Source organism: Pseudomonas mosselii (assembly GCF_003205295.1).
GTDB lineage: Bacteria > Pseudomonadota > Gammaproteobacteria > Pseudomonadales > Pseudomonadaceae > Aquipseudomonas > Aquipseudomonas mosselii_B.
On sequence record NZ_QJRP01000022.1, the window covers coordinates 36,743 to 62,201 of the forward strand.

Consider the following 25,459-nt stretch of genomic DNA (forward strand, 5'->3'; position numbering starts at 1 on the left):
GATGCAGACGCTCGAAAACGATGTCCCCGACAAGCCCGGCACCTCTGCCAGTGGGTTGGCCGTGCCGCTGCGCGAGTTCAACCTGCTGCGCTGGTTCTCGCTGGTCAGCCTGCTGATCATCGCCTCGGTCGCCGGCGGACTGGGGTACGTCTCGACGCGTTTCGTGGTGCGTGACAGCGTCGAACGCGACGCCATGCTCACTGCCCAGTTCATCCAGGCCATGGCCCAGGCCGAGGTGCGCCATTCGCAACTGCCGCCGGGCACCACCATGGGCGAGCTGCTTGACCCGCGCCTGGATCAGCAACACCTGCAGTTCACCCCGCAGCTGGCCGAGTCGACCCGGGTCGAGTTTCTCGACCACGTCGAACACCTGCCCGACACCCTGCTGGCCAATGTCTATGCCCGCGACCGCCTGGTGGTCTGGTCGACCAACCCCAACCTGATCGGCAAGCGCATCGACGAGGACGACGACCTGGAGCATGCCTTCCACTCGCGCAAAGCGGTATCGGCCAGCTACCACAAGGCCGACGAGGACCGCGAGGAGCAGAAGTTCCAGCGCGAACCCCGGCACCTGTTCATCGAGAACTACATACCGTTGTTCGACAGCCAGGGCGAGCAGGTGCTGGCGATGGTCGAGATCTACAAGGAACCCCAGGACCTGGTGCGGCGCATCCAGCGCGGCTATGTGCTGATCTGGGCCTCGACCCTGGTCGGCGGGGCGTTGATCTACTTCGGCCTGTTCTGGATCGTGCGCCGCGCCGCCAGCCTGCTGCGCCACCAGCAGGACCGCCTGGTGGCCAGCGAGACCTACGTGGCCCTGGGCGAGATGTCCTCGGCGGTGGCCCACAGCCTGCGCAACCCGTTGGCCAACATCCGCTCCAGCGCCGAACTTGCGCAGGACATCGCCAGTCCGGCGGCGCAGAAGAACATTGGCGACATCATCACCCAGGTCGACCGCATGTCGCGCTGGGTCCGTGACCTGCTGGTGTCGCTGCGCCCGACCAGCGACGAAGCCGAGTCGGTGGACCTGGTGGCGGCCATCGAGGATGCGCGCCAGGCCTTCGCCCCACAGATAGAGCGCAACGGCGTACGTTTCGCCTTCGACGGGCCGCCGGCGCAATGGGTGGCCAGCCAGCCGCTGCAACTGACGCAGATCCTCAACAGCCTGTTCGCCAACGCCCTGGAGGCCATGCCCCAGGGCGGCGAGCTGCGCGCCGAGGTGCGCCAGCTGGAGGGCCAGGCCCAGCTGCAGCTCAGCGACACCGGCAAGGGCATGAGCGAGCAGCAGCGGCGCATGGTGTTCAAGCCGTTCTTCACCACCAAGCAGGGCGGGCTGGGTGTCGGCCTGGCCCTGGTCAAGCGGATCATGGAGCGCTTTGGCGGCGCGGTCGAACTGACCAGCCGCGAAGAGGAAGGAACCCGCGTCAGCCTGACTTTCAACATTGCAGCGGGAGGGGACCATGGAGCACAGCATCCTGGTGGTCGAGGATGATGAAATCCTCGCCGACAACATTCGCACCTACCTGGGCCTGAAAGGCTTCGAGGTCACGGTGTGCCACAGCGCGGAGCTGGCGCTGGAGCAGATCAAGCGCGCCCGGCCCGACGCCGTGCTGACCGACAACTCGCTGCCCGGCATGAGCGGCCACGACCTGCTGCGCACGCTGGTGGCGCAGGCGCCGGAGCTCAAGGTGATCATGATGACCGGCTACGGCAACGTCGAGGACGCCGTGCTGGCGATGAAGGAGGGGGCGTTCCACTACCTGACCAAGCCGGTGGTACTGGCCGAGCTCAAGCTGATGCTGGACAAGGCCCTGGCCGCCGAACGCATGGAGCGCACGCTGTCGTTCTACCAGGAGCGCGAGGCGCAGAAGTCCGGGTTGCAGGCGCTGATCGGCGAGTCGCCGGCCATGCTCGAGCTCAAGCACACCCTGCGCCAGTTGCTCGACGCCGAGCAGCGCATGGCCAGCGGCGACCTGCCGCCGGTACTGGTGGAGGGTGAGACCGGCACCGGCAAGGAACTGGTGGCCCGCGCCCTGCATTTCGACGGCAGCCGGGCCAAGGGGCCGTTCATCGAGTTCAACTGCGCCTCGATTCCCGCCAACCTGCTGGAGGCCGAGCTGTTCGGCCATGAAAAGGGCGCCTTCACTGATGCCAAGGAACGGCGCGTGGGCCTGGTCGAGGCGGCCGATGGCGGCACCTTGTTCCTCGACGAGATCGGCGAGATGGACCTGGTGCTGCAGGCCAAGCTGCTCAAGCTGCTGGAGGACCGCACCATCCGCCGCATTGGCGCGGTCAAGGAGCGCAAGGTCGACCTGCGGGTGATCAGCGCCACCAACTGCAACCTCGAGCAGATGGTCCAGCAGGGCAAGTTCCGCCGCGACCTGTTCTTCCGCCTGCGCATCATCGCCCTCAAGGTACCGCGCCTGTACGCGCGCGGGCAGGATATCCTGCGCCTGGCCCGGCACTTCCTGGCCCACCACGGGCGGCGCTACGGCAAGCCCAACCTGCGTTTCTCGGCCGAGGCCGAGGCGCTGATGCTGGGTTACGGTTGGCCGGGCAATGTGCGCGAACTGCGCAACATGCTCGAGCAGACGGTGCTGCTGGCCCCCAGCGAGGTGATCGGCGCCCATCAGCTGAACCTGTGCCTGACCCTGGTCGACGAGCCGCCGGCGCAACCTGCGCAAGTACTGGCGTTCGAAGCGCCGCGCCAGGAGCCCCCGGGTACCGCAAGCCTGCCGGACATGGAGCGCGACATGGTCTGCCGCACGCTTGATCGCACCGACTGGAACGTCACCAAGTCGGCACGGCTGCTGGGGCTGTCGCGGGACATGCTGCGCTACAAGATCGAGAAGCTAGGGCTGACCCGTCCAGACAAGCGCCAGTGGTGACCAGCCCTACGCGATCCCTGTAGGAGCGGCCTTGTGTCGCGAAAGGGGTGCGAAGCGCCCCCAGGATTCGCGCATCAAGCTGATATCGCCGGGGCCGCTGTGCGGCCCTTTCGCGACATAAGGCCGCTCCTACAGGGATCCGCGAAATGGGCTCAAGGTTTCCCAGTGCTTCCTGACCCACCACCGTCACGCCCCATCCCTTCCGACCCACTGCCCCCCATCCCCGGCAGATCACGATCATCGTTCTGCTCGGCCGGCGGACTGTCCGGGTCATTGCCCTTGATCCGCGGGTCGGTATCCCGCGGCATGGGCTTCTCGATCGGATTGAGGGTGCTGTCGACCCCCGGCTGTGGCGCCGGGTTGTGCGGGTCATCAGGGTAGGTGGCGCCGGTACCGGCGGCCAAGGCCAAGGGCGAGGCGAGCAGGGCGGCCAGGAGGAAGGCGTGTTTCATGGGGCAGGCTCCTTTGCGACGGAGAAAGCGGCCCTGCCAGCGCAGGGCCTCTGTCTCACTTGGGCCTGTGGCCCGTCAGCAAGGTGCCATGACGGCGACCAACGGTCACACCACCAGCGACAGCAGCATGATGAAGATGATGCCGACCACCGAAAGGATGGTCTCCATCATGCTCCAGGTCTTGAAAGTCTCGGCCACGGTCATGTTGAAGTACTGCTTGACCAGCCAGAACCCGGCGTCGTTGACGTGGGACAGGATCAAAGAACCTGCGCCGGTGGCCAGCACCAGCAGCTCGCGGTTGACCCCAGGCACCAGGTCGATCACGGGGGCGACGATGCCGGCGCCGGTGATGGTGGCCACGGTGGCGGAGCCGGTGGCGATGCGGATCACCGCCGCCACCAGCCAGGCCAGCAGGATCGGCGAGATCTCGGCCTGCACCGCCATCTGCCCGATGACGTTGCCGACGCCGGTGTCCACCAGCATCTGCTTGAAGCCGCCGCCGGCGCCGACGATCAGGACAATGGCGGCGGTTGGGGCCAGGCTCTGGTCGAGCATCTTCATGATCTGCTGGCGGTTGAAGCCACGGGCCGAACCAAAGGTGTAGAAGGCCAGCAGCAGGGCGGCGAGCAGGGCGGTGATCGGGTGGCCGATCAGGTCCATCCACTGGCGCACGATGTGCTCGGCCGGCAATACCACGTCGGCGAAGGTTTTCAGCAGCATCAGCGCCACCGGCAGCAGCACGGTGATCAGGGTCACGCTGAAACTCGGCAGGTTCTGCTGGTTCGACTCGCGGGCAATCTGGTCCATCAGCTCCTGGGACGGGTTGCCCGGGATGTAGCGCGAGATGAAGTTGCCGAACAGCGGGCCTGCGATCACCGCGGTCGGCAGGGCCACCAGCAGGCCGTAGAAGATGGTCTTGCCGATGTCGGCGTGGAAGATGCCGATCGCCAGCAGCGGCCCCGGGTGCGGCGGCACCAGGCCGTGCACCACCGAAAGGCCCGCCAGCAGTGGGATGCCGATCTTCACCAGCGACACGCCGGAGCGGCGGGCGACGATGAACACCAGCGGGATCAGCAGCACGAAGCCGATCTCGAAGAACAGCGGGATGCCCACCAGGAAGGCGGCGAACATCATCGCCCAGTGCACCTTCTGCTTGCCGAAGGCGCGAATAAGCGTCTGGGCGATCTGGTCGGCACCGCCGGAGTCGGCCATCAGCTTGCCGAGCATGGTGCCCAGCGCCAGGACGATGCCGACGAAGCCGAGCACGCCGCCGAAGCCGTCCTGGAACGACTTCATCACCTTGGCCACCGGCATGCCGGAGGTCAGGCCGAGAAAGCCCGCGGCCAGGGTGAGGGCGACGAAGGGGTGAACTTTGAAATGGGTGATCAGCAGGATGAGCCCGACGATGGTGACCAGTGCGTCGAGCAACAGGAAGGTATCGGTAGCCAGTCCGAACATGGTTCGTGAACCTCGGTCTTTTCGTTGTTGTTTTGGTGTCGCGTGTCTTGCGTCATTACGCCTGCGAAGGCATGGAGACAGCGCTGTCTTTGGTGAGCCGGAAAAACCGCCGGATCAGGCAGTCCGCGCCAGCACCTGCTCACCGCAAGGCTTTAGCCATTGGTGCACGTCCTCGGCCAGCGTAATCAGCGGGCGGGTGGCATCCAGGGCCAGGGTCAGGGGTTCTGCGTGCGGCGGTTCCAGCGCGGCGAACTGGCTGTCGATCAGGCTGGCCGGCATGAAGTGGCCGGGACGGGCCAGCACGCGCTTTTCCGCTTCCTGCGGGGTCAGTTCGAGGAATACGAAGCACAGTTCGGGCACGGCCTGGCGCAGGGTGTCGCGGTAGCGGCGCTTGAGAGCCGAGCAGGTCAGGATCGGGCGTTCGCCGGCGGCCAGGGCGTCTTGCAGTTCCTGGCCCAGGCGCACCAGCCAGCCGGCGCGGTCGTCGTCGTCCAGGGGAATGCCGGCACTCATCTTGGCGATGTTCGCGGCGGGGTGGAAGGCATCGCCTTCGATCAGGCGGCCGCCGCTGCGGGTGGCGATGGCGGCGCCGACGCTGCTTTTACCACAGCCGGCTACGCCCATGACCACGATCGCGGACAGGGAAGGGTTCATCTGTACCTCCTGCTGGGTGAGATAGCGCTGTCTTGGCTGGGACGAGCCGAAAGCCATGCGCCACCCTCCCGGGTGTTATTGATCTTGTCTTTGGCAGTATGGACGCTGAACGCATGCCTGCCAGGCTCTGTCCGAAATGTACCTGCACTCGCCCATACTGCGTTGAAACGGGGCTCGGAATGCTCATGTACTCCAGTACACTCCGCTTCCTCCCCCCCGTTTCGCCTTGTCTGGCCTTCGCGCAGACACATTTCGCACAGACCCTACCAAGATTGCATTGCCTGCATTCAGAGACAGCGCTACCTTAGTGACCGTTCCCCATTCCTGCAAGCGGTAAAATTACAACACTCATGTCCCGCACTGGCTCGCGCACTACCGGTCGTCCCACCCTGGCGGAAGTCGCCAGGCTTTCCGGGGTTTCCCCCATCACCGCCTCCCGCGCCCTGCGCGGCGTCAGCACGGTCGCGCCGGAACTGGCGCAGAAGGTCATGGCCGCGGCGGCCAGCCTGGGCTACGTCGCCAACCCGGCGGCGCGGGCCCTGGCCTCGGCGCGCAGCCAGTCGGTGGTGGTGTTGATCCCGTCGCTGTCCAACCAGCTGTTCATCGACACCCTCGAGGCCATCCACGAGGTGATGCGCCCCCGTGGCCTGGAAGTGCTGATCGGCAACTATCACTATGATATCGCCGAGGAAGAGAATCTGATCCGCAACTACCTCGCCTACCAGCCGTGCGGCATGCTGCTCACCGGCTTCGAGCGCAGCGAAGCCTCGCGGCAGATGCTCGTCGCCAGCCGGGTGCCGTGCGTACATATGATGGAACTGGGCGGAGAGACGGATGCCCTGTCGGTGGGCTTCTCCCAGCACGAGGCCGGGCGCGCCGCGGCACGCCACCTGCTCGAGCGTGGCCGGCGGCGCCTGGGCTTCATCGCCGCGCAGCTCGACCCGCGGGTGATGCAGCGCGCCGAGGGCTTCCGCCAGGCCCTGGCCGAGGCAGGGCTGCAGGCGCCCGAGCTGGAAATGCTCGATCCGCAGCCCTCGTCCATCGGCCTGGGCGGCACACTGTTCAGCCGCCTGCTGGCCAAGGCGCCGGATGTCGACGGCATCTTCTTCTGTAACGACGACCTGGCCCAGGGCGCCGTGCTGCAGGCCCTGCGCGAAGGTATCGAAGTGCCGCGCAGGGTGGCGATGGTCGGTTTCAACGACTTGCCGGCCTCGGCGCACATGGTGCCGCGCCTGACCTCGATCCGCACCCCGCGCGCGGCGGTCGGGCGTGGCGCGGCGCAGGCGTTGCTGGCGCTGCTCGATGGCAAGCGGGTGGCCACCGGGCAGCAGGACCTGGGGTTCGAGCTGATGGTGCGGGAAAGTTCCTGACACGGTAGACGCTGGGCCGTATTGCCGTAGGGAAAACCGGCAATTGCCCATGTAGTCGGTAGCCGCCTGATACTTTTGCCAGTTGCCTCCGCCCTTCTGGCGGACGATGCTGTCATCAGATAACAGGGGGACTAAACCATGGCGGTAACAACCCGTTTGTTGCAATTGGATAGCCAGGGCACTGTAACGCGAGCACGCGCTAACTCAGGTAATGTAGATCTTGGGTACTCCGCTTATGGTCTGAATGCAGTGCCTCTGGCTTCCACCCCGTTATCGAGGTTCAACGGCCAATTCCTCGAATCGTGCAGTGGTCACTATCTATTGGGAAACGGCTATCGAGGATATAACCCGATACTGATGCGTTTTAACTCTCCAGACAGTTACAGCCCGTTTGGCACCGGAGGATTGAACGGTTTTGCCTACTGCGCCGGCGACCCCGTCAACCGATCAGACCCGTCCGGGCATATGCATCGCATCAAGTCATCGGTGAACGGCCTGATTGCGAACAAGACAGGCAACGCGAAACCCAAGGCTGCCCTGACGGGTTATCGGCGCCTGTCGGAGCAATTCGAAAGTGTATACCCGTTCTCTGCGGGGGCTCTCGCGAATCCCACCGCTCCGGCCTTCGATGAGTTAAGTTGGCGCGGCTCACTATCATCTCTCGCTTCGGACTATGCACCCAGCGCGCCACCCGTCTCCGAGTTTGCCAGACGCCATTCGAGTGCGTCACAGGTCTCGGATCAAGTACCTTCTGCGCCACCGGTAAGTGAATTTGTGCGACGTGCTTCCTTGGAGTCGGTCATTTCAGCCTACCTACCATCAGCTCCGATGCTCGAAGACGCAGCAGATCGGCCCTTGCAAACGGGGGGCGTGCAGCTTCCAAAAGCTCCAACGTCCGCTGTTCAGTCCTCCCTGGCAGTAACTGGACAAAAAGTAAGAGAGGCTGATTAGCCTCTTCTGAACTCGCCCGCACAAAACGGATAGCACTTTGCACAGTCTGGATATCACCATCCCACCAAGGGACCTGACTTGACCCGGCCTGAACCAGCGCAAGCAGGGCGAGGCGGGCGACGAGATCAAGACCATGAGCGCCGGCGCCTGGGCCAGGCAGGGCGGCGGCTTCTCCTCCTTCGAGCACACGGCCGTCTGCTGCTCTGGACCCGCTGGGCCAACCCCGAGAACCACCCGGCCACTAAGCAAAAAGTCGGGGTCAGGGCAATGCGACAGCGAAAAACGATGGGCGGATAGCGGACAGCTCAAGGGCTGGTGCGTGCGATCAGCGGACACGGCTCACTGCACCGGCAGGAAGTTCATCAGCAGCAGGCTCTGCGCATAGTTCAGGCCGATTCGCCGGTAGCGTTCGTCGAGCATCTGCGCCACCAGGTCCAGGCGAGCGACGACCTTGCCGAACTCCACCGCGAAGCTCAGGTTGCTGCCCTGCTGGGAGATCTCGTTGGAAAACAGCAGGAGCACGCCATTGGCATCCTGGCGCTGGCTCAGCATCCAGGTGGCTTTCTCGATGTTGCGGGCGGCATTGTTGATGAACAAGGGGTCCAGGGTGTCCGTCATGTAGAACTCGGTGCGTCCACCATGGGCGGTGACCAGCATGCTGCCAATGGCGTAGATGAACGCGCCGACCCGGTCGCCGCGAAACTCCGGGCTCAGGGCATGGCTCAAGGCGGCCAGGTCGCGGCGTTGGCCCAACTGCGGCAGCGGTTGGCGCTGTTCGATGGCAATGCGAATCTGCCGCGCCGCCGTGGTGGCGTCGAGGTAGCCGGACAGCTTCCACTGGCTGGGGTTGCGCAGGTAGAGCTTGTCCATCAGCAGGTACAGGCTCTGCAGGTTGTCGCGCATGGCCAGGGTGGCCATGCGGTCGACACTGGTCTGGAACAACTCGTCCGGTTTGCCGTTGCCGATCTGGGTGAGCATGTCGCGTCCTTGCTGTTGAGTGCAGGCAGCCAGGCACATGAAAGCAGTTGCCAACAGCAGGCGGCGGGGAAACTGAGCGGGTGGTCGTACGGCCATCGGCACCGGTGGGAGTCGTCGGTCCTGCCGGGGATCGGCGGGACCTGGCCATCGATAGAGCGCAGGAAGGCGAAAAAGTGCGATATCGCAGCTCTTGCCTCACGACAATTCGTGAGGCAAGAGCTGCGCGGGTCAGGCGACATCGACCAGCACGATCTCGCTGTCTTGCAGTGCCATTACTTTCAGCACCGTCTCCTGCTCGATCGCCACGCCGTCGCGTGCCTTGGCTTGGAGCCCGTTGACTTCGACCAGTCCCTTGGCCGGTACCAGGTAGCCGCGTCGACCCTCATCAAGGCGGTACTCGGCGCTTTCCCCGGCGCGCAGGGTGGCGGCCACCAGGCGTGCGTTGGTACGGATGCGCAGGCTGTCCTCATCGCCCTCGCGGCCGCTGGCCAGGGTCACGAAGCCCTCGCCACGCTCGCCCTTGGGGAACGGCCGGGTGCCCCATGACGGCGCGTCGCCGACCTTCTCGGGAATGATCCAGATCTGGAAGATCCGCGTGTCGACCTTCTCCAGGTTGTACTCGCTGTGGACGATGCCGCTGCCGGCACTCATTACCTGGACGTCCCCGGCCTCGGTACGGCCTTTATTGCCCAGGCTGTCCTGATGGGTGATGGCACCTTCGCGCACATAGGTGATGATCTCCATGTCACGGTGCGGGTGGGGCGGGAAGCCGGCACCGGCGGCGATCAGGTCGTCGTTCCAGACCCGCAGGTTGCCCCAGTTCACCCGAGCCGGGTCATGGTACTCGGCGAAGGAGAAGTGATGATGGGCGTCCAGCCAGCCGTGGTTGGCGTGGCCAAGGCTCTGGAAGGGTCGCAGTTGCAGCATGATGATGCTCCTCAGATTCGGTGGAATGGGGCCATGATGCGGCTTTGAAAGATCGATAAAAAGCGTAAATATCGGCTGTATATTATCTATTAATTCGATTTAAATTGATGTGAATCAGCATGCGTTTCATCGCCTAATTGACTGATACATAAGCATTCGCTGGCACTTTCTTGCGGATGAGGCGAACATGCCCGCTGTTCTGATTCTCAATGGAGTGACCGTGCCTCACGAGCATCCCCAGGCCCCGGCCGACCTGACCCCGCCCGCCCAGTTGCCCTGGCTGCGCCGCCTGGCGGCCCGCCTGTTGGGGCGCGGCCTGTCGCGGCTGCAGGCGCAGCACCGTGACTCCTGGTTCCTGGGCCACGCCACGGGCCAGCGCAACGGCCATGCCGATGGCCTGCGCGAAGGCTACGAGCGGGGCCGGGTGGACGGCTACGAGGCCGGGCGCCAAGTCCTGGTGATCCGTGATACCCGTCCTGAGCATGTTGCCGTGCCGGGCCAGGACGACAACCTGTTCGACGATTGGCGCCTGCCGCTGACAGCCGAGCTGAAGAAGCGCTTCAAGGCCGACGTCGCCCAGCGCCTGCCGGCCGAGGCGCAACCGAGCGCGGCGCAGTGGAAGCTGATCTTCAGCGATACCCCGTCCACCTGCGTGGTGGCCGGCGCCGGGGCGGGCAAGTCGACCTCGCTGGTGCTGCGCATCCTGTTGCTGCGCCATTACCTGGGCTTCGAGCTTGATGCCCTCACCGTGGTGACCTTTACCCGCGAGTCGCGCAAGGACTTCATCCAGCGTCTGCTGCAAGTGTTCGCCCAGTGGCAGGTCGAACTGTCGCCGGCCCAGGGTCGCGAGCTGGTGCGCACCTTCCACTCGCGCATCCTGCCGCTGGTACGCAGCCTGCCGGGCTTTGCCCAGGTGCGGGCATTCGAGACCCTGGGCAGCGAGATGCCTGTCGGGGGCGAAGCCAACGCCGACAGCAACCCGTTCGACCTGCGCCTGAACGACGCCCAGCGCCAGCAGCTCAACCTGTGTTACCGCGACCTGATGGGGCAGAGCCCGCGTTTCGCCGAGTTGATCGCTGCGCTGCGCCAGGAAGCCCTGCTGCTCAAGCCGCTGGACCCGGATCACCCGGATGTGCAGAAACGCGCCCAGGTGACCCAGCTGGCGGCCCAGCGCGACGAAGAGCTGTGCGATGTGATCGAGGATCTGTGGTTCGCCGCCGGGGCCTGGCCGATCAAGGGTATCGAACCTTGCCGGGACACGGTGCAGATCCGTGGCAGCCGCTTTCATGTGCACGGCCGCCTGGAAGGGCTGGATGCCTGGGTGGTGTTGGGCTTCGACCCGGCCGAGAGCGGCCAGTACCAACGCCCGGGCGCCAAGCTGGCGGTGCGTGCGGAGTGGGCGGTCAAGCGAACCCTGTTTCAAGCCTTTTGCGACAAGCCATTGATATGGCTGGATAACTATTCTTCTGCAAAACGGCTGGCGGCGTCTCTGGCGGGTGATGCCGTGGCGGGGCCGGGCTTCGAGTACAAGGTCAAGGGCGAGCTCGCTCCGGCGCCGCTGCTCGACGCCTTCGTCACTGCGGCCAGTTTCATCGAGAACCTTGGCCTGGACGTGAATGCCGCGGTGGCGGCCATGAGCTTCCCGTCCGGCGACACCGACGCGACCTTCTTCGAAGCCCTGGCCCTGTACTGGAAGGCGCTGGAGGCGCACCTGCTGGCCCAGTCGCCGCCGGTGATGACCTACAACCGCATGTTCGCCCTGTTCGGCGAGAACAACCCGGAGAACCTTGGGCTGTTGCCCGACCCGTTGCTGCGCCCACTGGCGCACCTGATGATCGACGAGTTCCAGGACGTCTCGCCGCAGATTGTCAGTTGGCTGCGCGCGAGCCTGGTCGAGATCCGCCGCCGTGGCCCGGCCCTGCATGTCGGGCGGGTGGCGCAGCATTCGTCGCTGATGTGCGTGGGTGATGACTGGCAGTCGATCTACGGCTGGCGCGGCAGCTCGCCGAAATACTTCATGGAGTTCACCAAAGCGTTCCCGTCACCCACCAACACGCGGGTGATGCTGGTGGAGAACTACCGCAGCCAACAGCACATCATCGATGCCGCCGAACACCTGGTCAAAGGCGCGCCGGCCATCACTGGCAAGAAGGCCAGGGCCGCAGGGCTGGCGGCTGAGCTGCCGCTCGCGCCGGTAAGGGTCTTCGATCGGGACGAGGCGGCACTGGCCGAGACCGTGATCGAACACTACGAGCGTGGCGAAACGGTCATGATACTGTTTCGAAAAACTAGCGATAAGTTATTGATAAATCAATATTTATTGTCAATTATCAAGGCTGATTCTGGCCTGCCGCCCGGCCAGCGACGTCTACGCCAGCTGACCTATCACAGCGCCAAAGGTCTGCAGGCTGACGCGGTGTTCATGCTGGGCGATTGCCAGTACCTGACCAGCTCGCCGTACAAGAACCAGGTCTACCGCCTGGCCGGCCTGGGCAAGCCAGGTGACGCCCAGGCGTTCGACACGGCGCAGAAGGAAGAGGTGCTGCGTCTGGCCTATGTCGCGGTGACACGAGCAGTCCGGCATTGCTACTGGCATGTGGAAAAGGCCAGCGGCGAGGTGGCCTGCCAGCCGCGTGCGTCGAACCAGGTGCAGGGGCGGCAGGTCTTCTTCGAAGACCTGCGGGGCCAGTAGGTTCAGTTGTTGGGGTCGCGACGCCTGGTCAGGCGAAGGTAAAGCGCGTCTTCGTCCTCCTCCAGGCCCAGAGCCATGCGGTTCATGCCCGCGACATACTGCTCACTGGTGATGCTCTGGCGCAGGGGCTGGCCATCTTCACCCAGGGGGCTTCGGCCCAGGGCCTGGGACAGCGCCTCGATCACCGGGGGTTCGAGCGAGCCGTCCAGCTCGTTGCCTTCCAGGTAGTCCATGCCCACGTCCCAACGGCGCCTTAGCGAGTTGAAGCGAGCACTGAACTCACGGCGCAGCAAGCGACGCCAGGTAGGGTGACGTGAAATCCACTGGCGGCGCATGACGGCGTTGTCATCCCGGATCTCGACCTCGTCACGTACTGCTTCCTCGGTCCTGTTCGAGACCTCGGCGATCTGTCGATACAGCATGTCCTGCTGGGGCTCGGGGAAATCCAGTGTCGTCGACAGGCGGGTGCGTAGGTCCAGACGAATCTCGATCAGGTCCAGGCCTTGGCCCAGACCGTTGTGCAGCACGTCGTCCGACAGAGTGTCGAAGCGATGCAGGGGCGGCAGCGCTGGCCTGGCGCCCCGTTGGCCCAGCGGTCGGGCGCGCCAGGTATCCACCGCGCGCAGGGCATCGCGTCGCGCCAGCCTGGCGCTGTACAGATCCTGAGCCAGGGCATTTACCTGGTCACGCCGGAACAGGCGCCGAAAGAACTGGAACAGCGGCGGTGTGGCAACCTCGTCCCCTGCGATCCCGTAGCCGGTCTTGATTTGCGCGGCCTCATCGAAAGCCATGACTTCGACTTGCAGGGAGCTGAAACCATCGGCACCGGCATCGCCACAGCTCGCCGGGAATTCAGAGGCCACCTCGTTCAACCGCGTGCGCAAGCGGGTATTGGCGGCGGCGCGGTCAAGCAGTGTCCAGACCTGGCGGGCGAAGGCCCTGGGCTGGCGCAGCGCGCTGGCCGACATGCCGACCTGTTCGATCACCTCGCGCAGGCTGGTATTGTGGTTCTCTTCAAACAGCCTGTCCCAGGTGGTCTGTTGGGTTTCGCTCGCGCCGCCCAGCCAGTCGATGCGCTGCGGGGTAGCAGGGAGATTCGCCTCGAGCATTTCTTCTTCGACGCAGGCGCCAATCACTCTCAGGCTTTCGCGGGTGCGCTCATCCAAAGGGTTGTAGTTGAAGCGCCAGTGATAGGCGGGACGTCTGGCCAGCAGTTCGTCAAAATAGGCTGAATTGAGGAGAGTGTCGTAATCGGGGACTTGCGCGATGCGATTCGCGCTCAGGTCCACTTCGCGCAGCATGCATGGATTGCGCTGCATCAAGGCACTCAGGCCACTGGGCCACTGCTGCAACTGGCCGTTATCCAGACGCAGGGTGGCCAGGTTCTCCATGCCGCTCAGGTCTGGACTGAGGCCCAGCGGATTCAGGCTCAAGTGCAAGTGTCGCAGCTCGCGCATCGAACCGAACGCACCTGCCATGTCCGCATCCAGCACAATGCGGTTGACCCGCAGGTCCAGGATCTCCAGGCGCAGGCCGGCGATCATCTGCAGGTCCGGCTGGGTAAGGGTCAGGCGGTTTCGGGGCAGCTCCAGGCTGCGCAGGTTGATCAGGGTCGGCAACACTTCATGGGCGGCAGCCGGCAGTTCGCCCAGGCGCGCACCGCTCAGGCGCAGTTCCCGCAGTTGCGGGGCGTTGCGCAGCGCTTGCAGAACGGAGGTGGCGCTCAGTTGCGGGCTGCTGCGCACATCGATTCGCCGCAATGCCGGGAAGGCCTGCAGGAAGTCTGCGGGCATCTCGATCACATTGAGATTCTCCAGCGTCAGCGTGGTGATGTGGTCGAAACGTGTCGAAAGTGTTGGCAGCGCATCGAGGGTGAGGTTGGACAGGCTGAGCATCTCGCCGTCCAGACGCTGCCAGGCCCGGATCAGCACGTCGGCGGTCCTGTTGAAGTGCGCGCCGACTTCCTCGCCCCAGTCATCGGCACCCGTGCTGGCCCAGGTGTGGAGCTGTTCGCGCAGTCCCGCCAGTTGGGCACGTAGCGCTTGAATCTGTTCGGTCACGTTGCCTCTGGCGCGCAGGGTGCCTAACATCTGGCGAACCTCGCGACTGCTGAGTCCGGGGTACAGGGCATGCAGCTCGCGTTCGGCCCGGGAGGCGAACACGCCGGGGCTCAGGGGGTAGCCATACCTGCCATCGCTCAGGCGCAGTGGCGAGCGAACGCCGGAAAGTGAGGGTTGCTGGCCAATCAGTCGGGCGGTGGCGGAGCGATCGGCGAGTGCCGCGTAATAGCGTTGTTGCACAGTCCAGTCTGGGTGTCGATACAGAAGACTGTCGCTGATGAACTGACTATCGGTGTTGGCCAGGCTGCTGCGATACAGCCCAAGGATTGCACGGTCCAGCCGCGCGCGCGCCTGCAGTAGCCGTGCTTCCTCGGCAATACGCAGAGGAACCCGGCCTGCAAGCAGATTGTCCTGTTCGGCGGAGTTGGCTTGATTGGCGAGTTCGTCGAGTGCCTGTCGAGGGAGGTTGGGAAACTGACGACCGATGGCCAAGCCTGCAGGGTTGGATGCCTTGGGTTGGCTGCTGTAGAGGCTGTCGAACAGTGACGCCCGCTTTGCGCTCAATTGATCGGCCATCAGCGTCTGCAGGGCCTGTTGGCGCCGCTCGCCTGGGGTACCTTCGGGCAGTAGCGCCGCCACCGTTTCTTCGTCCAGGCCCTGCAGTATGATCCTGGCCAGGTCGCCGTTCTCCAGATCGCTGCGGGTGACCTGTATCACACGTTCACCGAGCCGGTTGCGTCCATAGCGGGTGGCGCTGCCCGTCGGTTTGTCGCCATCGAACACCTCCAGCACCACATCCTCGGGCCAGCCAGGCAGTTCGTCGAGAACGCTGATGGCGAACTGTTTGTAGGCAGCCAACGGACGACCCTGGCGGGTTCGGGCGATAATGTCGCCGGCGGTGATGTCGGCCTTCAGCCGTCGCAGGGCGTCCTCGAGCAGCGCCGGAGGACGCCTGCCGTCGGCGTGGACTTGCTCCAGCACACCACGGTCCAGTGCGCTGCTGTCAAGTGCGGCCAGCAGTTCGTCATCGGTCAACCCTTTGCAAAGTGGGCCGAGACGGCGCATCAACTTGACCCGGGGCCATTCTTGCGGCTGCTCGTGCGCCATGCGCCAAGCCCCTTTGCCATTGCCGTGCAAACGTGGCTGGTAGGCCTTGGGGGCTTGCGGATGGAGGATTCTCCAGTTCTCGGCGACGTCTTTGCGGACCTCGTGGAGGATGTCGTCCAGCTCCACGAAATGCCGGTCGTCATACTGCAGGATGCCTTCGTCATCCGGTTGCAGGTCCACCGGCAGTTTGACCGGACTGCGGTACGACTCTAGCTGCGGGTGCCATAACCGCTCCTCGCCATCGAGCCAGAGACTTTCCATCCAGTCGACGAATCCGGAAGCTTTCGCCAGCTTGGCGGCGCCGGCGATGGCGGCCACGCTGCCGAAGTTGACGAGCAACGATTCGAGCTGGCTCACGGCCTCAGCGTTGTCACCTTCGGACCAGGCCTCGAAACCGTGGAAGATGCTGCTCATGACCTGGCCGGCGCCCACGGCCAGCATGGCGACGTCCAGGCCGGGGACGAACATGGCCGCCACCCCCAGCAGGGTCAGGCCGCGGTCGCCCCACAGCATCAGGCGTTCGCGCCGGGCCTTGGCGTCGATGTCCGCTGTGGGTACTGCCACGCCGCGAGCGTCGTCGTGCAGGCGTTGCACATGGTCGTTGAACAGCTTGGGCCAAACCGGAAAGGCAATGGCGGTCTCACGAATTGCCAGCGCCGGGAAGCCGGCCGGGCGCGCAGGCGATGAGTCACCTGTCTTGCCAGCTGTTTCCTGTTCTTGCCAGGGATGCGTGCCGGGCTCTGTCTCGCCAAAGGCGGGGGAAGGTGTTTCGAGGGGGATCACGTCGTCCCGGTGGCTTTCGAACAGCCTGGCCTTGAGCTTTCTCGCCATTTTCGGTCGATCCTTCAGGGCGACATGCTCGAGAAAACGTTCGAGATAGTCGGGCTCCAGCAGCCGACGACGCAGGTACCTGCCGAAAGCCAGCCGGTTGATGAATTCCTGTACAGGTTGATCGTCGTCGAAGGGCAGGTAGGCGATACAGGACGGATTGGGCTGGCCGTTGGAGGTCAACAGCCACAGATCGTGCAGTTGGATGCCCAGCATGCTCAAGGTTTGCACCGAGGCCGTTGCCGTGCCGAAGCTCGGTGCTGCGTCGGTGGCGCAGAGCTGGCGCAAAGCTCCGAGGCCCTCATCCGTCAGGTGCCCGCGCAGACGGGCGATCAGCGCCTGTACGGCAAGCTCATCGCGCCGGGACTGGCTCCACAATGGTTGCAGTACGGTTTTTCGCGAACCGCCATAGATGCCTTGCAGGTGCTGCTGATAACGTGTGCCCAGGTCGAGCGCACGGCAGTGGCTGACGAAGGCGCTGGTATTCAGACCTGGAATCGCGCTGCTGTCGTCGACGCTGACCTGCAGGGTGCTGAAGGGGCCGACTTCTGTCATGCCTTCGAAGTTGTGCAGGGCGGCTTCGAGCAGGCTGGTGAGGGTGGCGGCGCCGGACGGTAGCTCGGTCAGGACAGTTGGGCGAGGCATTTCATGGGAGGCATCCGGATCAGGGAACTCGCCCTCAAGGCTGTGTGTGAAAGGCTGGTGCCTGAACTGCGCTTGCGTGACAGATACCTGGACACCCAATCGCGCCTTCAGCAAAGGTTCACAGAATTCGGTGATGCCCTGCAGGCCTTGCAAGGCCTCGGTCAGAGCCTTGCCGCTGACCGTTCGCTGTTTGATGGCCTCGCGCAAATCGTCCTGTTGGACAGGGGGCGCCTGCACGAACCAGTCCTCGAGCTGCCCGTCCGGCTTGACGTGCTCTCGATGTGCCCGACGCAACAGCCTTTGAGCATGGATGGGATGCAGGTGCCTGGCCCATCCTGGCAGGTTGCGCAGGATCTGCTGCTGGTGGAAGGGAGGATCGATGCTGTGCATGGTCGCATTCCAATGAGGGTGGGCGACCATTCAAGGGCAGGAGCAAGGGCCTGAGGCGGTACATAGTTGAGTCGCCTCCAGGGCGATGGCTGACATGCTCGGCACCGTTTGGCCCACAGCGCCTGCGGTGGACACACCGTCGGCCATTGACGGCGACGGCCTAAGGTCAGCCAGCGGGGACGCTGCTATGGTCTAGACAAAGCCTGAACGTGGAGCACTGCCATGCCAGCTTTCACCATCCTGCATATCGACCATCTCGTCCTGCGCGTCGGCGACCTGGAGCGCAGCCTGGCCTTCTATCATGAACTGCTCGGCTGCCCGGTACGCAAGCGCCGGGACTCGCTGGGCATGATCCACCTGGGGGCCGGCGACGGCCTGATAGACCTGGTAGCGGTCGACGGCCCGCTGGGACGCCAGGGCGGCGAGCATCCCGGCCCGACCGGGCACAACGTCGATCACTTCTGTCTGCGCGTCGAGCCGTTTGACGAGTCGGCGCTGAGTACACTGCTGCGCGATGCCGGGGTACGGGTCGAGGCCGCGGAGAAACGCTACGGGGCTGAAGGCGAGGGTATCTCGCTGTACTGCTACGACCCCGATGGCAACCGTGTCGAACTCAAAGGGCCGCCAATTCAGGCATAAAGGTGCTGCAACGCTCACGCAGCCTGCTGGGCGACATGATGAGCGCAGCAACCTACGGTGCGTCCGGCCCGAGTAGCAATCCAGCCTGCTGGCGCTTGGGCAAGCGTCGCACCACCAGTTGGTGCGACCGGCGCAGCAGGTCGCTCAGCTCGTCGCGGCCCATGGGGTAGGGTGGCAGCATGCTGATCCACTTCGCCCGCGCCAGGTACGGAGCCGGGCGAATGCCGGGGCGGTCGCAATAGCCGAGGAACAGCTCGTCGGCCACCTTGAACGACAAGCCGGCGCCGCCCAGGTCCTGCACGGCGAACATCTTGTTGCCGGCGACCGAGAACACCCGGATGCCGCCCCATTTATAGTCCTCCCGCGCCCCGGGCAGGGCCAGGCACAGGGCCGCCACCTGCTCTTCGGACATCCTTTTCTCAGACATAACGCTCTCCACAGGCCTCGAACGAGGCGGCCAGGTGATCGATCCACGCGCGTACCGCCGGCAGCAGGCCACGGCGGTGCGGATAGACGGCCTGCAGGTAGCCGCCGGGCAGCGACCAGTCTGGCAGCAGGCGCACCAGTTCGCCACGGGCCAGTTCCTCTTCGCAGAACATCGACGGCAGGGCGGTGAAGCCCAGGCCGGCGCGTACCGCGGCGTTGCGCACGACGAAATCGTCGATGGCCAGCCGTGGCTCCAGGGCGACATCCTCCTGGCGGCCTTGGGGACCAATCAGACGCAAGTGCACCAGGCGATCGGCTTCGGCCGCGCCGAGCACCGGCAGGCTGGCCAGTTCGGCAGGTTCGCGGATGTGGTCGGCAAAACCCGGTGCGGCCACCAGTTGCATCTGTGCCTGGCGCAGGCGCCGGGTGACCAGGGCCGGGTCTTCGTCGCCCAGGTCGCGCACCCGCAAAGCCACGTCGATGCCCTCGGAAATCAGGTCGACCCGGCGGTTGATCAGCACCATGTCCAGTTGTACCTGGGGATACTGGGCGAGAAAGCGACTGATCACATCCGGCAGAAAGGCGTGGGCCAGGGCCACCGGGCAGGACACCCGCAGGCGGCCTCGGGGTTCGCTGGACATGCTGGCCACGACCTCGTCGGCCATCTCCGCCTCCAGCAGCATGGCCTGGCAATGGGTCAGGTAGCGCTCGCCAACGGCGGTGAGCTTGAGCTGCCGGGTGGTGCGTTGCAGCAGGCGGGTGCCCAGGCGCTCCTCCAGCTCGGCGATACGCCGCGACAGGCGCGACTTGGGAATACCCAGCTGGCGCCCGGCGGCGGCGAAGCCACCGGCTTCGACCACCCGGGCGAAGTAGAAGAGGTCGTTGAGGTCTTGCATTTGGCTGTCTCATTGTTCTATCAGTGGAACAAACTAACGCGTTTTTACCGACTTATCAGCTATTCGATGTGCCGATAGGATTGCCCCCATCGTGATCGCCCACCGCCGCGGTCTTCATTCACAGGAGAGTCCCATGAAACTGTTGCATATCGATTCGAGCATCCTGGGCGACAATTCCGCCTCCCGTCAGCTGAGCCGCGAAGTGGTCGAGGCCTGGAAAGCCGCCGACCCGAGCCTTGAAGTGGTCTACCGCGACCTGGCCGCCGACGCCATCAGCCACTTCTCCGCCGCCACCCTGGTGGCCGCCGGCACCCCGGAAGAGATGCGCGACGCCGCCCAGGCCCATGAGGCCAGGCTGAGCGCCGAGACCCTGGAAGAATTCCTCGCCGCCGACGCCGTGGTGATCGGCGCGCCGATGTACAACTTCACCGTGCCGACCCAGCTCAAGGCCTGGATCGACCGCGTGGCGGTGGCCGGCAAGACCTTCCGCTACACCGAGGCCGGCCCTGAGGGCCTGTGCGGCGACAAGAAGGTGATCCTGGTGTCCACCGCCGGTGGCCTGCACCAGGGCCAGCCGACCGGTGTCGGTCATGAGGACTTCCTCAAGGTGTTCCTCGGCTTCATCGGCATCACCGACCTGGAAATCGTCCGCGCCCATGGCCTGGCCTATGGCCCGGAGCACCGCGCCAAGGCCATCGACGCCGCCCAGGCGCAGATTGCAGGTGAGCTGTTCGCCGCCGCCTGATCGCCACTGCGCACCCAAAGCCGACTGCCGCCCAGCGCGCCAGTCGGCTTTTTTCATCCATTTTTCATGTGCCGCCAGCCAACCGGGTTCTATGCTGGCATCCATACCTGAGCACCGCGCAGTGCCTTGCGACGAGGAGCGCCCTGCGATGAAGCGAACCCGCATGCTGATGGCGCTGTTGCTGCTGGGCAGCCTGCTGGCCCGCGCCGACGCGGCGCCGTGGGCAGCCGGTTTGCACCGCCTGACCCTCAGCGACCCGGTGGACGCCCGGCCCATGCAGGCGTTGGTGTTCTACCCCTCCAGCGGCGAGCCGCGTCCGGTGCGCATCGAGGGCTATCAGACCCGTGTCGCCGAAGAGGCGCCGGTAGCCATGGGCCAGTTCCCACTGCTGGTGATCTCCCACGGCAACACCGGCAGCCCGATGGCCTTGCATGACCTGGCCAGCGGCCTGGCCCGCCAGGGGTTCGTGGTGGTGGCGGTGGTCCACCCCGGCGATAACAGCCGCGACCACAGTCGTTTGGGTACCCTCAGCAACCTCTATGGCCGCCCCCTGCAGATCAGCGCCGCGATCACCGCGGTGCGAAACGACAGGCTGCTCGCGCCGTACCTGAACGACGGCAAGGTCGGGGTTATCGGCTATTCCGCCGGCGGCGAGACCGCGTTGATTCTGTCCGGTGCGCGGCCCGACCTCGAGCGCCTGCGCCGCTATTGCGAGCAACGCCCCACCGACGCCGATGCCTGCAAGACCCACGGCGTGCTGATTGCCGACCACAGCGAGCTGGCGCCTCGCGCCGATCCCCGAGTGGGCGCGGTGATGCTGATGGCGCCGCTGAGCCTGATGTTCGGTCGTCACGCCCTGGCCGGCGTGCAGGTGCCGGCACTGATCTACAGCGGTGACAACGATCAACTGCTGGCGCTTGAGCACAATGCCGATGCCCTGGCGCGCAAGCTGCCGGTCACCCCCGACTACCGCCTGCTGGCCGGCGCCGGGCACTTCGTGTTCATGGCCCCTTGTGACGATGAGCAGCACCAGCGCATGCCGGTGCTGTGCAAGGACGCCGCGGGCGTCGACCGTCGGTATATCCATCGCTCGCTGCGCGGCGAGACCACCGCCTTCTTCAGCCAGGCACTGGGCGCGCCGGAGCCCGCCGAGCGTTCAGCCGCGGCGGGCCAGCAGCAGGGTCAGGCCCACCCCTGACAGGGCGAGCAGGGCGGCGACGCAGAAGATCGAGGCATACCCCAGGTGCACCGCCACCGCGCCCATCACCGGGCCGGCGATGGCCAGCGCCAGGTCGAAGAACACCGCGTAGGCGCCCAGCCCGGCGCCACGGCTGCTGCTGGGCACCTGGCGGATCGCCTCGACGCCCAGGGCCGGGTACACCAGCGACAGGCCGAAGCCGGTCAGCCCTGCACCGACCATCGCCCACAGCGGTGTGGGCGCCAGCCACAGCAGGCTCAGGCCGAGCACCTCGGTGGCCATGCAGGCGATGGCCACGTTGTAGCCGCCGTAGCGGTTTACCGCATTGACGAACAGCAGCCGCGACAGGATGAAGCACAGGCCGAAGGCGCTCAGGCACCAGGCGGCGCCGATCCAGCCACGCTCCAGGTAGTACAGGGTGACGAAGGTGGTCAGGGTGCCGTAGCCGATCGACGCCAGGGTCAATCCCACGCCACAAGGCGCCACGCGGCCGAATGCCGACCAGAACGGCAACCGCTCACCACGCACCACCACCACGTCCGGTCGCGTGCGCAGCACCAGCAGTGCCAGCAGCGCCAGGCCCAGCAGTGCCGGACCGAGCACGGCGAAGCTCAGGCCATCCACCAGCAGCACGCCGGCGGGCGCGCCGATGGCGATGGCGCCATAGGAGGCGATGCCGTTCCAGGAAATGACCCGGGCGGTATGTTCCGGCCCCACCTGGCCGATGCCCCAGCTCAGCGTCGCGACGCCGATAAGCCCCTGGGCGATGCCCAGCGCCAAACGGCCACCCAACAGCAGCGCCAGGCTCAGCCAGGGCAGGGCGAGGGCCCAGGCCGACAACAGGGTCAGCAGGCCGCAGCCGGCGATACCGTAAAGGCCGTAGCGGATCGCACGCTTGCCGCCGAGGGTGTCCGCCACCCGCCCGGCGAAGGGCCGGCTGAGCAGGGTGGCCAGGTACTGCAGGCCGATGGTCAGGCCGGCGATCACCGCGCCGAAGCCCAGCTGGTCGTGCACATGGCCAGGTAGCACCGCGATCGGCAGGCCGATGCAGAGGAAGGCGATGAAGGTGTAGAAGACGATCGAGAGGATCTGCAGGGTGACGCTGGAGGCGTGTGGCGCGGTCATGGGCTCGTTCGCGGGCGGGCGGTGGGGCTGTGCCCATCATGGCCGCTGCGCAACGGAAAAGAAAGCAGGCTAACTAATTAAACGCATCGCGGGGCAAGCCCGCTCCCACAAGGGTATTTGAGACACTTGTGGGAGCGGGCTTGCCCCGCGATGAAGGTTACCCAGCGTTGGCTCAGACCACCACGCCCTGGCTGCGCAGGTAGTCGTCGTAGGTGCCGCTGAAGTCCACCACGCCATCGGCTGTCAGCTCGATGATGCGGGTGGCCAGCGACGACACGAACTCACGGTCGTGGCTGACGAACAGCAGGGTGCCCGGGTAGTTTTCCAGCGCCAGGTTCAGCGCCTCGATCGATTCCATGTCCAGGTGGTTGGTCGGTTCGTCCATCACCAGCACGTTGGGCTTCTGCAGGATCAGCTTGCCGAACAGCATGCGGCCCTGCTCACCACCGGAAATCACCTTCACCGACTTGAGGATCTCGTCGTTGGAGAACAGCATGCGCCCCAGGGTGCCGCGGATCACCTGCTCGCCGCTGGTCCACTGGCCCATCCAGTCGAACAGGGTCACGTCGTCTTCGAAGTCGTGGGCGTGGTCCTGGGCGTAGTAGCCCACCTCGGCGCTGTCGGTCCACTTCACTTCGCCCTTGTCCGGTGTCATTTCACCGACCAGGGTGCGCAGCAGGGTGGTCTTGCCGATGCCGTTGGGGCCGATGATGGCCACGCGCTCGCCGGCTTCGATGGTGAAGCTGAAGTCCTTGAACAGCACCTTGTCGTCGAAGGCCTTGGCCATTTTGTCGACGATCACTGCCTGGCGGTGCAGTTTCTTGGTCTGCTCGAAGCGGATGAATGGGCTGACCCGGCTCGACGGCTTGACCTCGGCCAGCTGGATCTTGTCGATCTGCTTGGCGCGCGAGGTGGCCTGCTTGGCTTTCGAGGCGTTGGCCGAGAAGCGGCTGACGAAGGTCTGCAGTTCGGCGATCTGGGCTTTCTTCTTGGCGTTGTCCGACAGCAGCTGCTCGCGGGACTGGGTCGCGGCGGTCATGTACTCGTCGTAGTTGCCCGGGAACAGGCGCAGCTCACCGTAGTCCAGGTCGGCCATGTGGGTGCAGACGCTGTTGAGGAAGTGGCGGTCGTGGGAAATGATGATCATGGTGCTGTTGCGCGCCGTGAGGATCGTTTCCAGCCAGCGGATGGTGTTGATGTCCAGGTGGTTGGTCGGTTCGTCGAGCAGCAGCACGTCCGGATCGGAGAACAGCGCCTGGGCCAGCAGCACACGCAGTTTCCAGCCGGGAGCGACTTCACTCATCGGGCCGAAGTGCTGTTCCAGCGGGATACCCAGGCCCAGCAGCAGCTCGCCGGCGCGGGATTCGGCGGTGTAGCCGTCCATCTCGGCGAATTCGGTTTCCAGCTCGGCGACGGCCATGCCGTCTTCCTCGCTCATCTCCGGCAGCGAGTAGATGCGGTCGCGCTCGGCCTTGACCTTCCACAGCTGCTCGTGGCCCATGATCACCGTGTCGATCACGGTGAATTCTTCATAGGCGAACTGATCCTGGCGCAGCTTGCCCAGGCGGGTGTTGGGCTCGAGCATCACCTGGCCGCCGGATGGCTCCAGGTCGCCGCCGAGGATCTTCATGAAGGTCGACTTGCCGCAACCGTTGGCGCCGATCAGGCCGTAGCGGTTGCCGTTGTTGAATTTGACCGACACATTCTCGAACAGCGGCTTGGAGCCGAACTGCATGGTGATATTGGCTGTAGAAATCAAGTGCTTGTCCTGCGGGGGTTCCAGAGGTGTATTTAGGCCCTGTCGTCAGTTTTGGGCCAGTTCTGGGCCAATTCGACTCGGGGCGGCAGCTTCTCCAGCTCCCTCCAGTCCGAGGAGGAGCTGATCCATTTCGCGTAGGTAGAGAGCAACATCTCGACGCCATGGCCGAGCGGGTTCGCGATGAACGCTTCGGTTCATCCCAGCCATCAGGCACATGGTTGCGTAGGTGTGGCGGGTGTCGTACTGCCGGCGTTCACGGATGTCCAGCGCCTTGGGCGCTGATTTGAAGTGGCGGATTGTAACACTTGGTTCGTTGATCCACAGCCCACCTTTGCTCGGCTGGAACACAAATGGGCTTGTGGGGTCGCAGGGTTGCGAGGCCATTGGTCGCAAGCCTGCCAGGCGCCGCGACTTTTTATGGCGTTGAGCGCTTGATCATTGCAAATTTGAACGTGCGGATGGAAAGGGCCTCATTGCGAGCATCCTTTTCATTCTATTTATTCATCGAGTAGCTACGGTACGGGGCCCCATGCAGAATGACCAGCACTGTACAGCGTGCCAGTCATTCTGCAGTTGACAACTGCTGCTGGTGTTACATGTTATTTACTGCATATAGCGGATTGAGCGTTTGGCCATGGTCCTTTACAAGGTTGTCTTCAACAACGATCTTGCTGGTTTGGGAGATGTAGTAGGTTTTCACTTGGGCGTTCATTTTTACGGCCATCAAGTATCCTCGTGCGTCGCTGCGGTCCCAAGTATCAGACTCCGCTTGCGCTATGGAATAGTAACTGTCATTGCCGTCGTTGCGCCATGTGCTAACTGCAACGTCAATTGATGTGCTGGCGCCGTTTGTGATCGTGAGCTTCATGATTTAAATCCCTTTGGTTTGTAGATTCCATGGGTTGGCTCCCTATTTACATTTTGCAGACTTGCCACTGCTACTTGTGATTAGTAGTTAGGTTAACTCATGGTGGTATTTTTACAGGGAAGAGAATACATGCCTGTGGCCGATTTGGATTGTTGTGTTACGCAGTTAAGACCATGGAATAATTAAAGCAAGTAGTTCTATGGTTTCCACAGCCCCTGTGTTTGGTCGACTTGCTCGCGCGGGCTGATGCTCGAACATTTAGACGTGGATCGGCATGCCAGGCTCGAAGCCAGCGGTATCGATTGCCGGGGGACAAGGTGACTCGTGCCACGCAGCAGCGTCTATGAAGGTCTGCGCAAGGAAGCAATAAGGATGTTACGTGGTCAGGAAGTCGATTTCACTG

Annotated in this window: 19 protein-coding genes and 2 pseudogenes; 9 read left to right on the forward strand and 12 right to left on the reverse strand. The window is 64.4% G+C overall.

Annotated features, from left to right (window positions below; genetic code table 11):
* The first annotated feature begins 1 nt into the window (after position 1).
* Both DMX06_RS18945 and DMX06_RS18950 read left to right on the forward strand, forming a co-directional pair.
* Complete coding sequence (locus DMX06_RS18945; protein WP_110738856.1) at positions 2-1,492, forward strand: sensor histidine kinase; 1,491 nt, start codon at positions 2-4, stop codon at positions 1,490-1,492.
* Entirely contained in the window at positions 1,461-2,888 is a 1,428-nt protein-coding gene (locus tag DMX06_RS18950; RefSeq protein WP_110738857.1) for a sigma-54-dependent transcriptional regulator, read from the forward strand. Before DMX06_RS18945 ends, DMX06_RS18950 begins: the two co-directional genes overlap by 32 nt.
* 152 nt (positions 2,889-3,040) lie before the next feature.
* Here the strand turns inward: DMX06_RS18950 and DMX06_RS18955 are convergent, their stop codons facing one another.
* The 3 genes from DMX06_RS18955 to DMX06_RS18965 all read right to left on the reverse strand — a co-directional run bounded on the left by DMX06_RS18955 (position 3,041) and on the right by DMX06_RS18965 (position 5,452).
* Positions 3,041-3,340 (reverse strand): hypothetical protein, encoded by a 300-nt coding sequence (locus DMX06_RS18955; protein WP_110738858.1) that lies wholly within the window; start codon positions 3,338-3,340, stop codon positions 3,041-3,043.
* A 105-nt stretch (positions 3,341-3,445) separates the two neighbouring features.
* Positions 3,446-4,798, reverse strand: coding sequence for a GntP family permease (locus tag DMX06_RS18960; RefSeq protein WP_110738859.1), 1,353 nt, complete (start codon positions 4,796-4,798; stop codon positions 3,446-3,448).
* 114 nt (positions 4,799-4,912) lie between these two features.
* Positions 4,913-5,452: a gluconokinase gene (locus DMX06_RS18965; RefSeq protein ID WP_110738860.1), complete on the reverse strand. Its 540-nt coding sequence runs from the start codon at positions 5,450-5,452 to the stop codon at positions 4,913-4,915.
* Between the two features lie 350 nt (positions 5,453-5,802).
* Between DMX06_RS18965 and DMX06_RS18975 the strand changes: the two genes are divergently transcribed.
* From DMX06_RS18975 to DMX06_RS18985, 3 genes and pseudogenes are all read left to right on the forward strand, one after another.
* On the forward strand, positions 5,803-6,822 hold the full coding sequence (locus tag DMX06_RS18975) for a LacI family DNA-binding transcriptional regulator (protein WP_110738862.1): 1,020 nt from the start codon (positions 5,803-5,805) through the stop codon (positions 6,820-6,822).
* A gap of 138 nt (positions 6,823-6,960) precedes the next feature.
* Positions 6,961-7,773, forward strand: a complete 813-nt coding sequence (locus DMX06_RS26875; protein ID WP_110738863.1) for an RHS repeat-associated core domain-containing protein — start codon at positions 6,961-6,963, stop codon at positions 7,771-7,773.
* A gap of 91 nt (positions 7,774-7,864) precedes the next feature.
* Positions 7,865-8,025, forward strand: a pseudogene (locus tag DMX06_RS18985) (benzoate 1,2-dioxygenase large subunit); the annotation flags it as partial.
* 87 nt (positions 8,026-8,112) lie between these two features.
* Here the strand turns inward: DMX06_RS18985 and DMX06_RS18990 are convergent.
* Positions 8,113-8,847: a hypothetical protein gene (locus DMX06_RS18990; protein WP_110738864.1), complete on the reverse strand. Its 735-nt coding sequence runs from the start codon at positions 8,845-8,847 to the stop codon at positions 8,113-8,115.
* 132 nt (positions 8,848-8,979) lie between these two features.
* Positions 8,980-9,678 carry a pirin family protein gene (locus tag DMX06_RS18995; RefSeq protein ID WP_110738865.1) on the reverse strand — a complete coding sequence of 233 codons (699 nt, stop codon included), beginning with the start codon at positions 9,676-9,678 and terminating at the stop codon, positions 8,980-8,982.
* 187 nt (positions 9,679-9,865) lie between these two features.
* Here DMX06_RS18995 and DMX06_RS19000 point away from each other — a divergent pair, with 187 nt between their 5' ends.
* The gene (locus DMX06_RS19000) at positions 9,866-12,370 is read left to right on the forward strand and encodes a UvrD-helicase domain-containing protein (RefSeq protein ID WP_110738866.1); all 2,505 of its coding nucleotides are present in this window, start codon (positions 9,866-9,868) and stop codon (positions 12,368-12,370) included.
* 2 nt (positions 12,371-12,372) lie between these two features.
* Here the strand turns inward: DMX06_RS19000 and DMX06_RS19005 are convergent, their stop codons facing one another.
* Positions 12,373-17,400 carry a dermonecrotic toxin domain-containing protein gene (locus tag DMX06_RS19005; RefSeq protein ID WP_181427864.1) on the reverse strand — a complete coding sequence of 1,676 codons (5,028 nt, stop codon included), beginning with the start codon at positions 17,398-17,400 and terminating at the stop codon, positions 12,373-12,375.
* Between the two features lie 222 nt (positions 17,401-17,622).
* Here DMX06_RS19005 and DMX06_RS19010 point away from each other — a divergent pair, with 222 nt between their 5' ends.
* Positions 17,623-18,039 carry a VOC family protein gene (locus tag DMX06_RS19010; RefSeq protein WP_110738868.1) on the forward strand — a complete coding sequence of 139 codons (417 nt, stop codon included), beginning with the start codon at positions 17,623-17,625 and terminating at the stop codon, positions 18,037-18,039.
* A 52-nt stretch (positions 18,040-18,091) separates the two neighbouring features.
* Here the strand turns inward: DMX06_RS19010 and DMX06_RS19015 are convergent, their stop codons facing one another.
* A complete protein-coding gene (locus DMX06_RS19015; RefSeq protein WP_110738869.1) occupies positions 18,092-18,466 on the reverse strand; it encodes an MmcQ/YjbR family DNA-binding protein in 375 nt (124 codons plus the stop codon).
* Positions 18,459-19,361 (reverse strand): LysR substrate-binding domain-containing protein, encoded by a 903-nt coding sequence (locus tag DMX06_RS19020; RefSeq protein ID WP_110738870.1) that lies wholly within the window; start codon positions 19,359-19,361, stop codon positions 18,459-18,461. Before DMX06_RS19020 ends, DMX06_RS19015 begins: the two co-directional genes overlap by 8 nt.
* Before the next feature lie 133 nt (positions 19,362-19,494).
* Between DMX06_RS19020 and DMX06_RS19025 the strand changes: the two genes are divergently transcribed.
* Positions 19,495-20,106, forward strand: coding sequence for an FMN-dependent NADH-azoreductase (locus DMX06_RS19025; protein WP_110738871.1), 612 nt, complete (start codon positions 19,495-19,497; stop codon positions 20,104-20,106).
* Positions 20,107-20,254: 148 nt separating this feature from the next.
* The gene (locus DMX06_RS19030) at positions 20,255-21,304 is read left to right on the forward strand and encodes an alpha/beta hydrolase family protein (protein ID WP_110738872.1); all 1,050 of its coding nucleotides are present in this window, start codon (positions 20,255-20,257) and stop codon (positions 21,302-21,304) included.
* Here the strand turns inward: DMX06_RS19030 and DMX06_RS19035 are convergent.
* From DMX06_RS19035 to DMX06_RS19050, 4 genes and pseudogenes are all read right to left on the reverse strand, one after another.
* Positions 21,263-22,429 (reverse strand): MFS transporter, encoded by a 1,167-nt coding sequence (locus DMX06_RS19035; protein ID WP_110738873.1) that lies wholly within the window; start codon positions 22,427-22,429, stop codon positions 21,263-21,265. The genes DMX06_RS19030 and DMX06_RS19035 overlap by 42 nt on opposite strands.
* A gap of 172 nt (positions 22,430-22,601) precedes the next feature.
* Positions 22,602-24,188 carry an ABC-F family ATPase gene (locus DMX06_RS19040; RefSeq protein ID WP_110738874.1) on the reverse strand — a complete coding sequence of 529 codons (1,587 nt, stop codon included), beginning with the start codon at positions 24,186-24,188 and terminating at the stop codon, positions 22,602-22,604.
* A gap of 32 nt (positions 24,189-24,220) precedes the next feature.
* Positions 24,221-24,607, reverse strand: a pseudogene (locus tag DMX06_RS26880) (integrase).
* A gap of 173 nt (positions 24,608-24,780) precedes the next feature.
* The gene (locus tag DMX06_RS19050; RefSeq protein ID WP_110738875.1) at positions 24,781-25,056 is read right to left on the reverse strand and encodes a hypothetical protein; all 276 of its coding nucleotides are present in this window, start codon (positions 25,054-25,056) and stop codon (positions 24,781-24,783) included.
* Between the last annotated feature and the right edge of the window lie 403 nt (positions 25,057-25,459).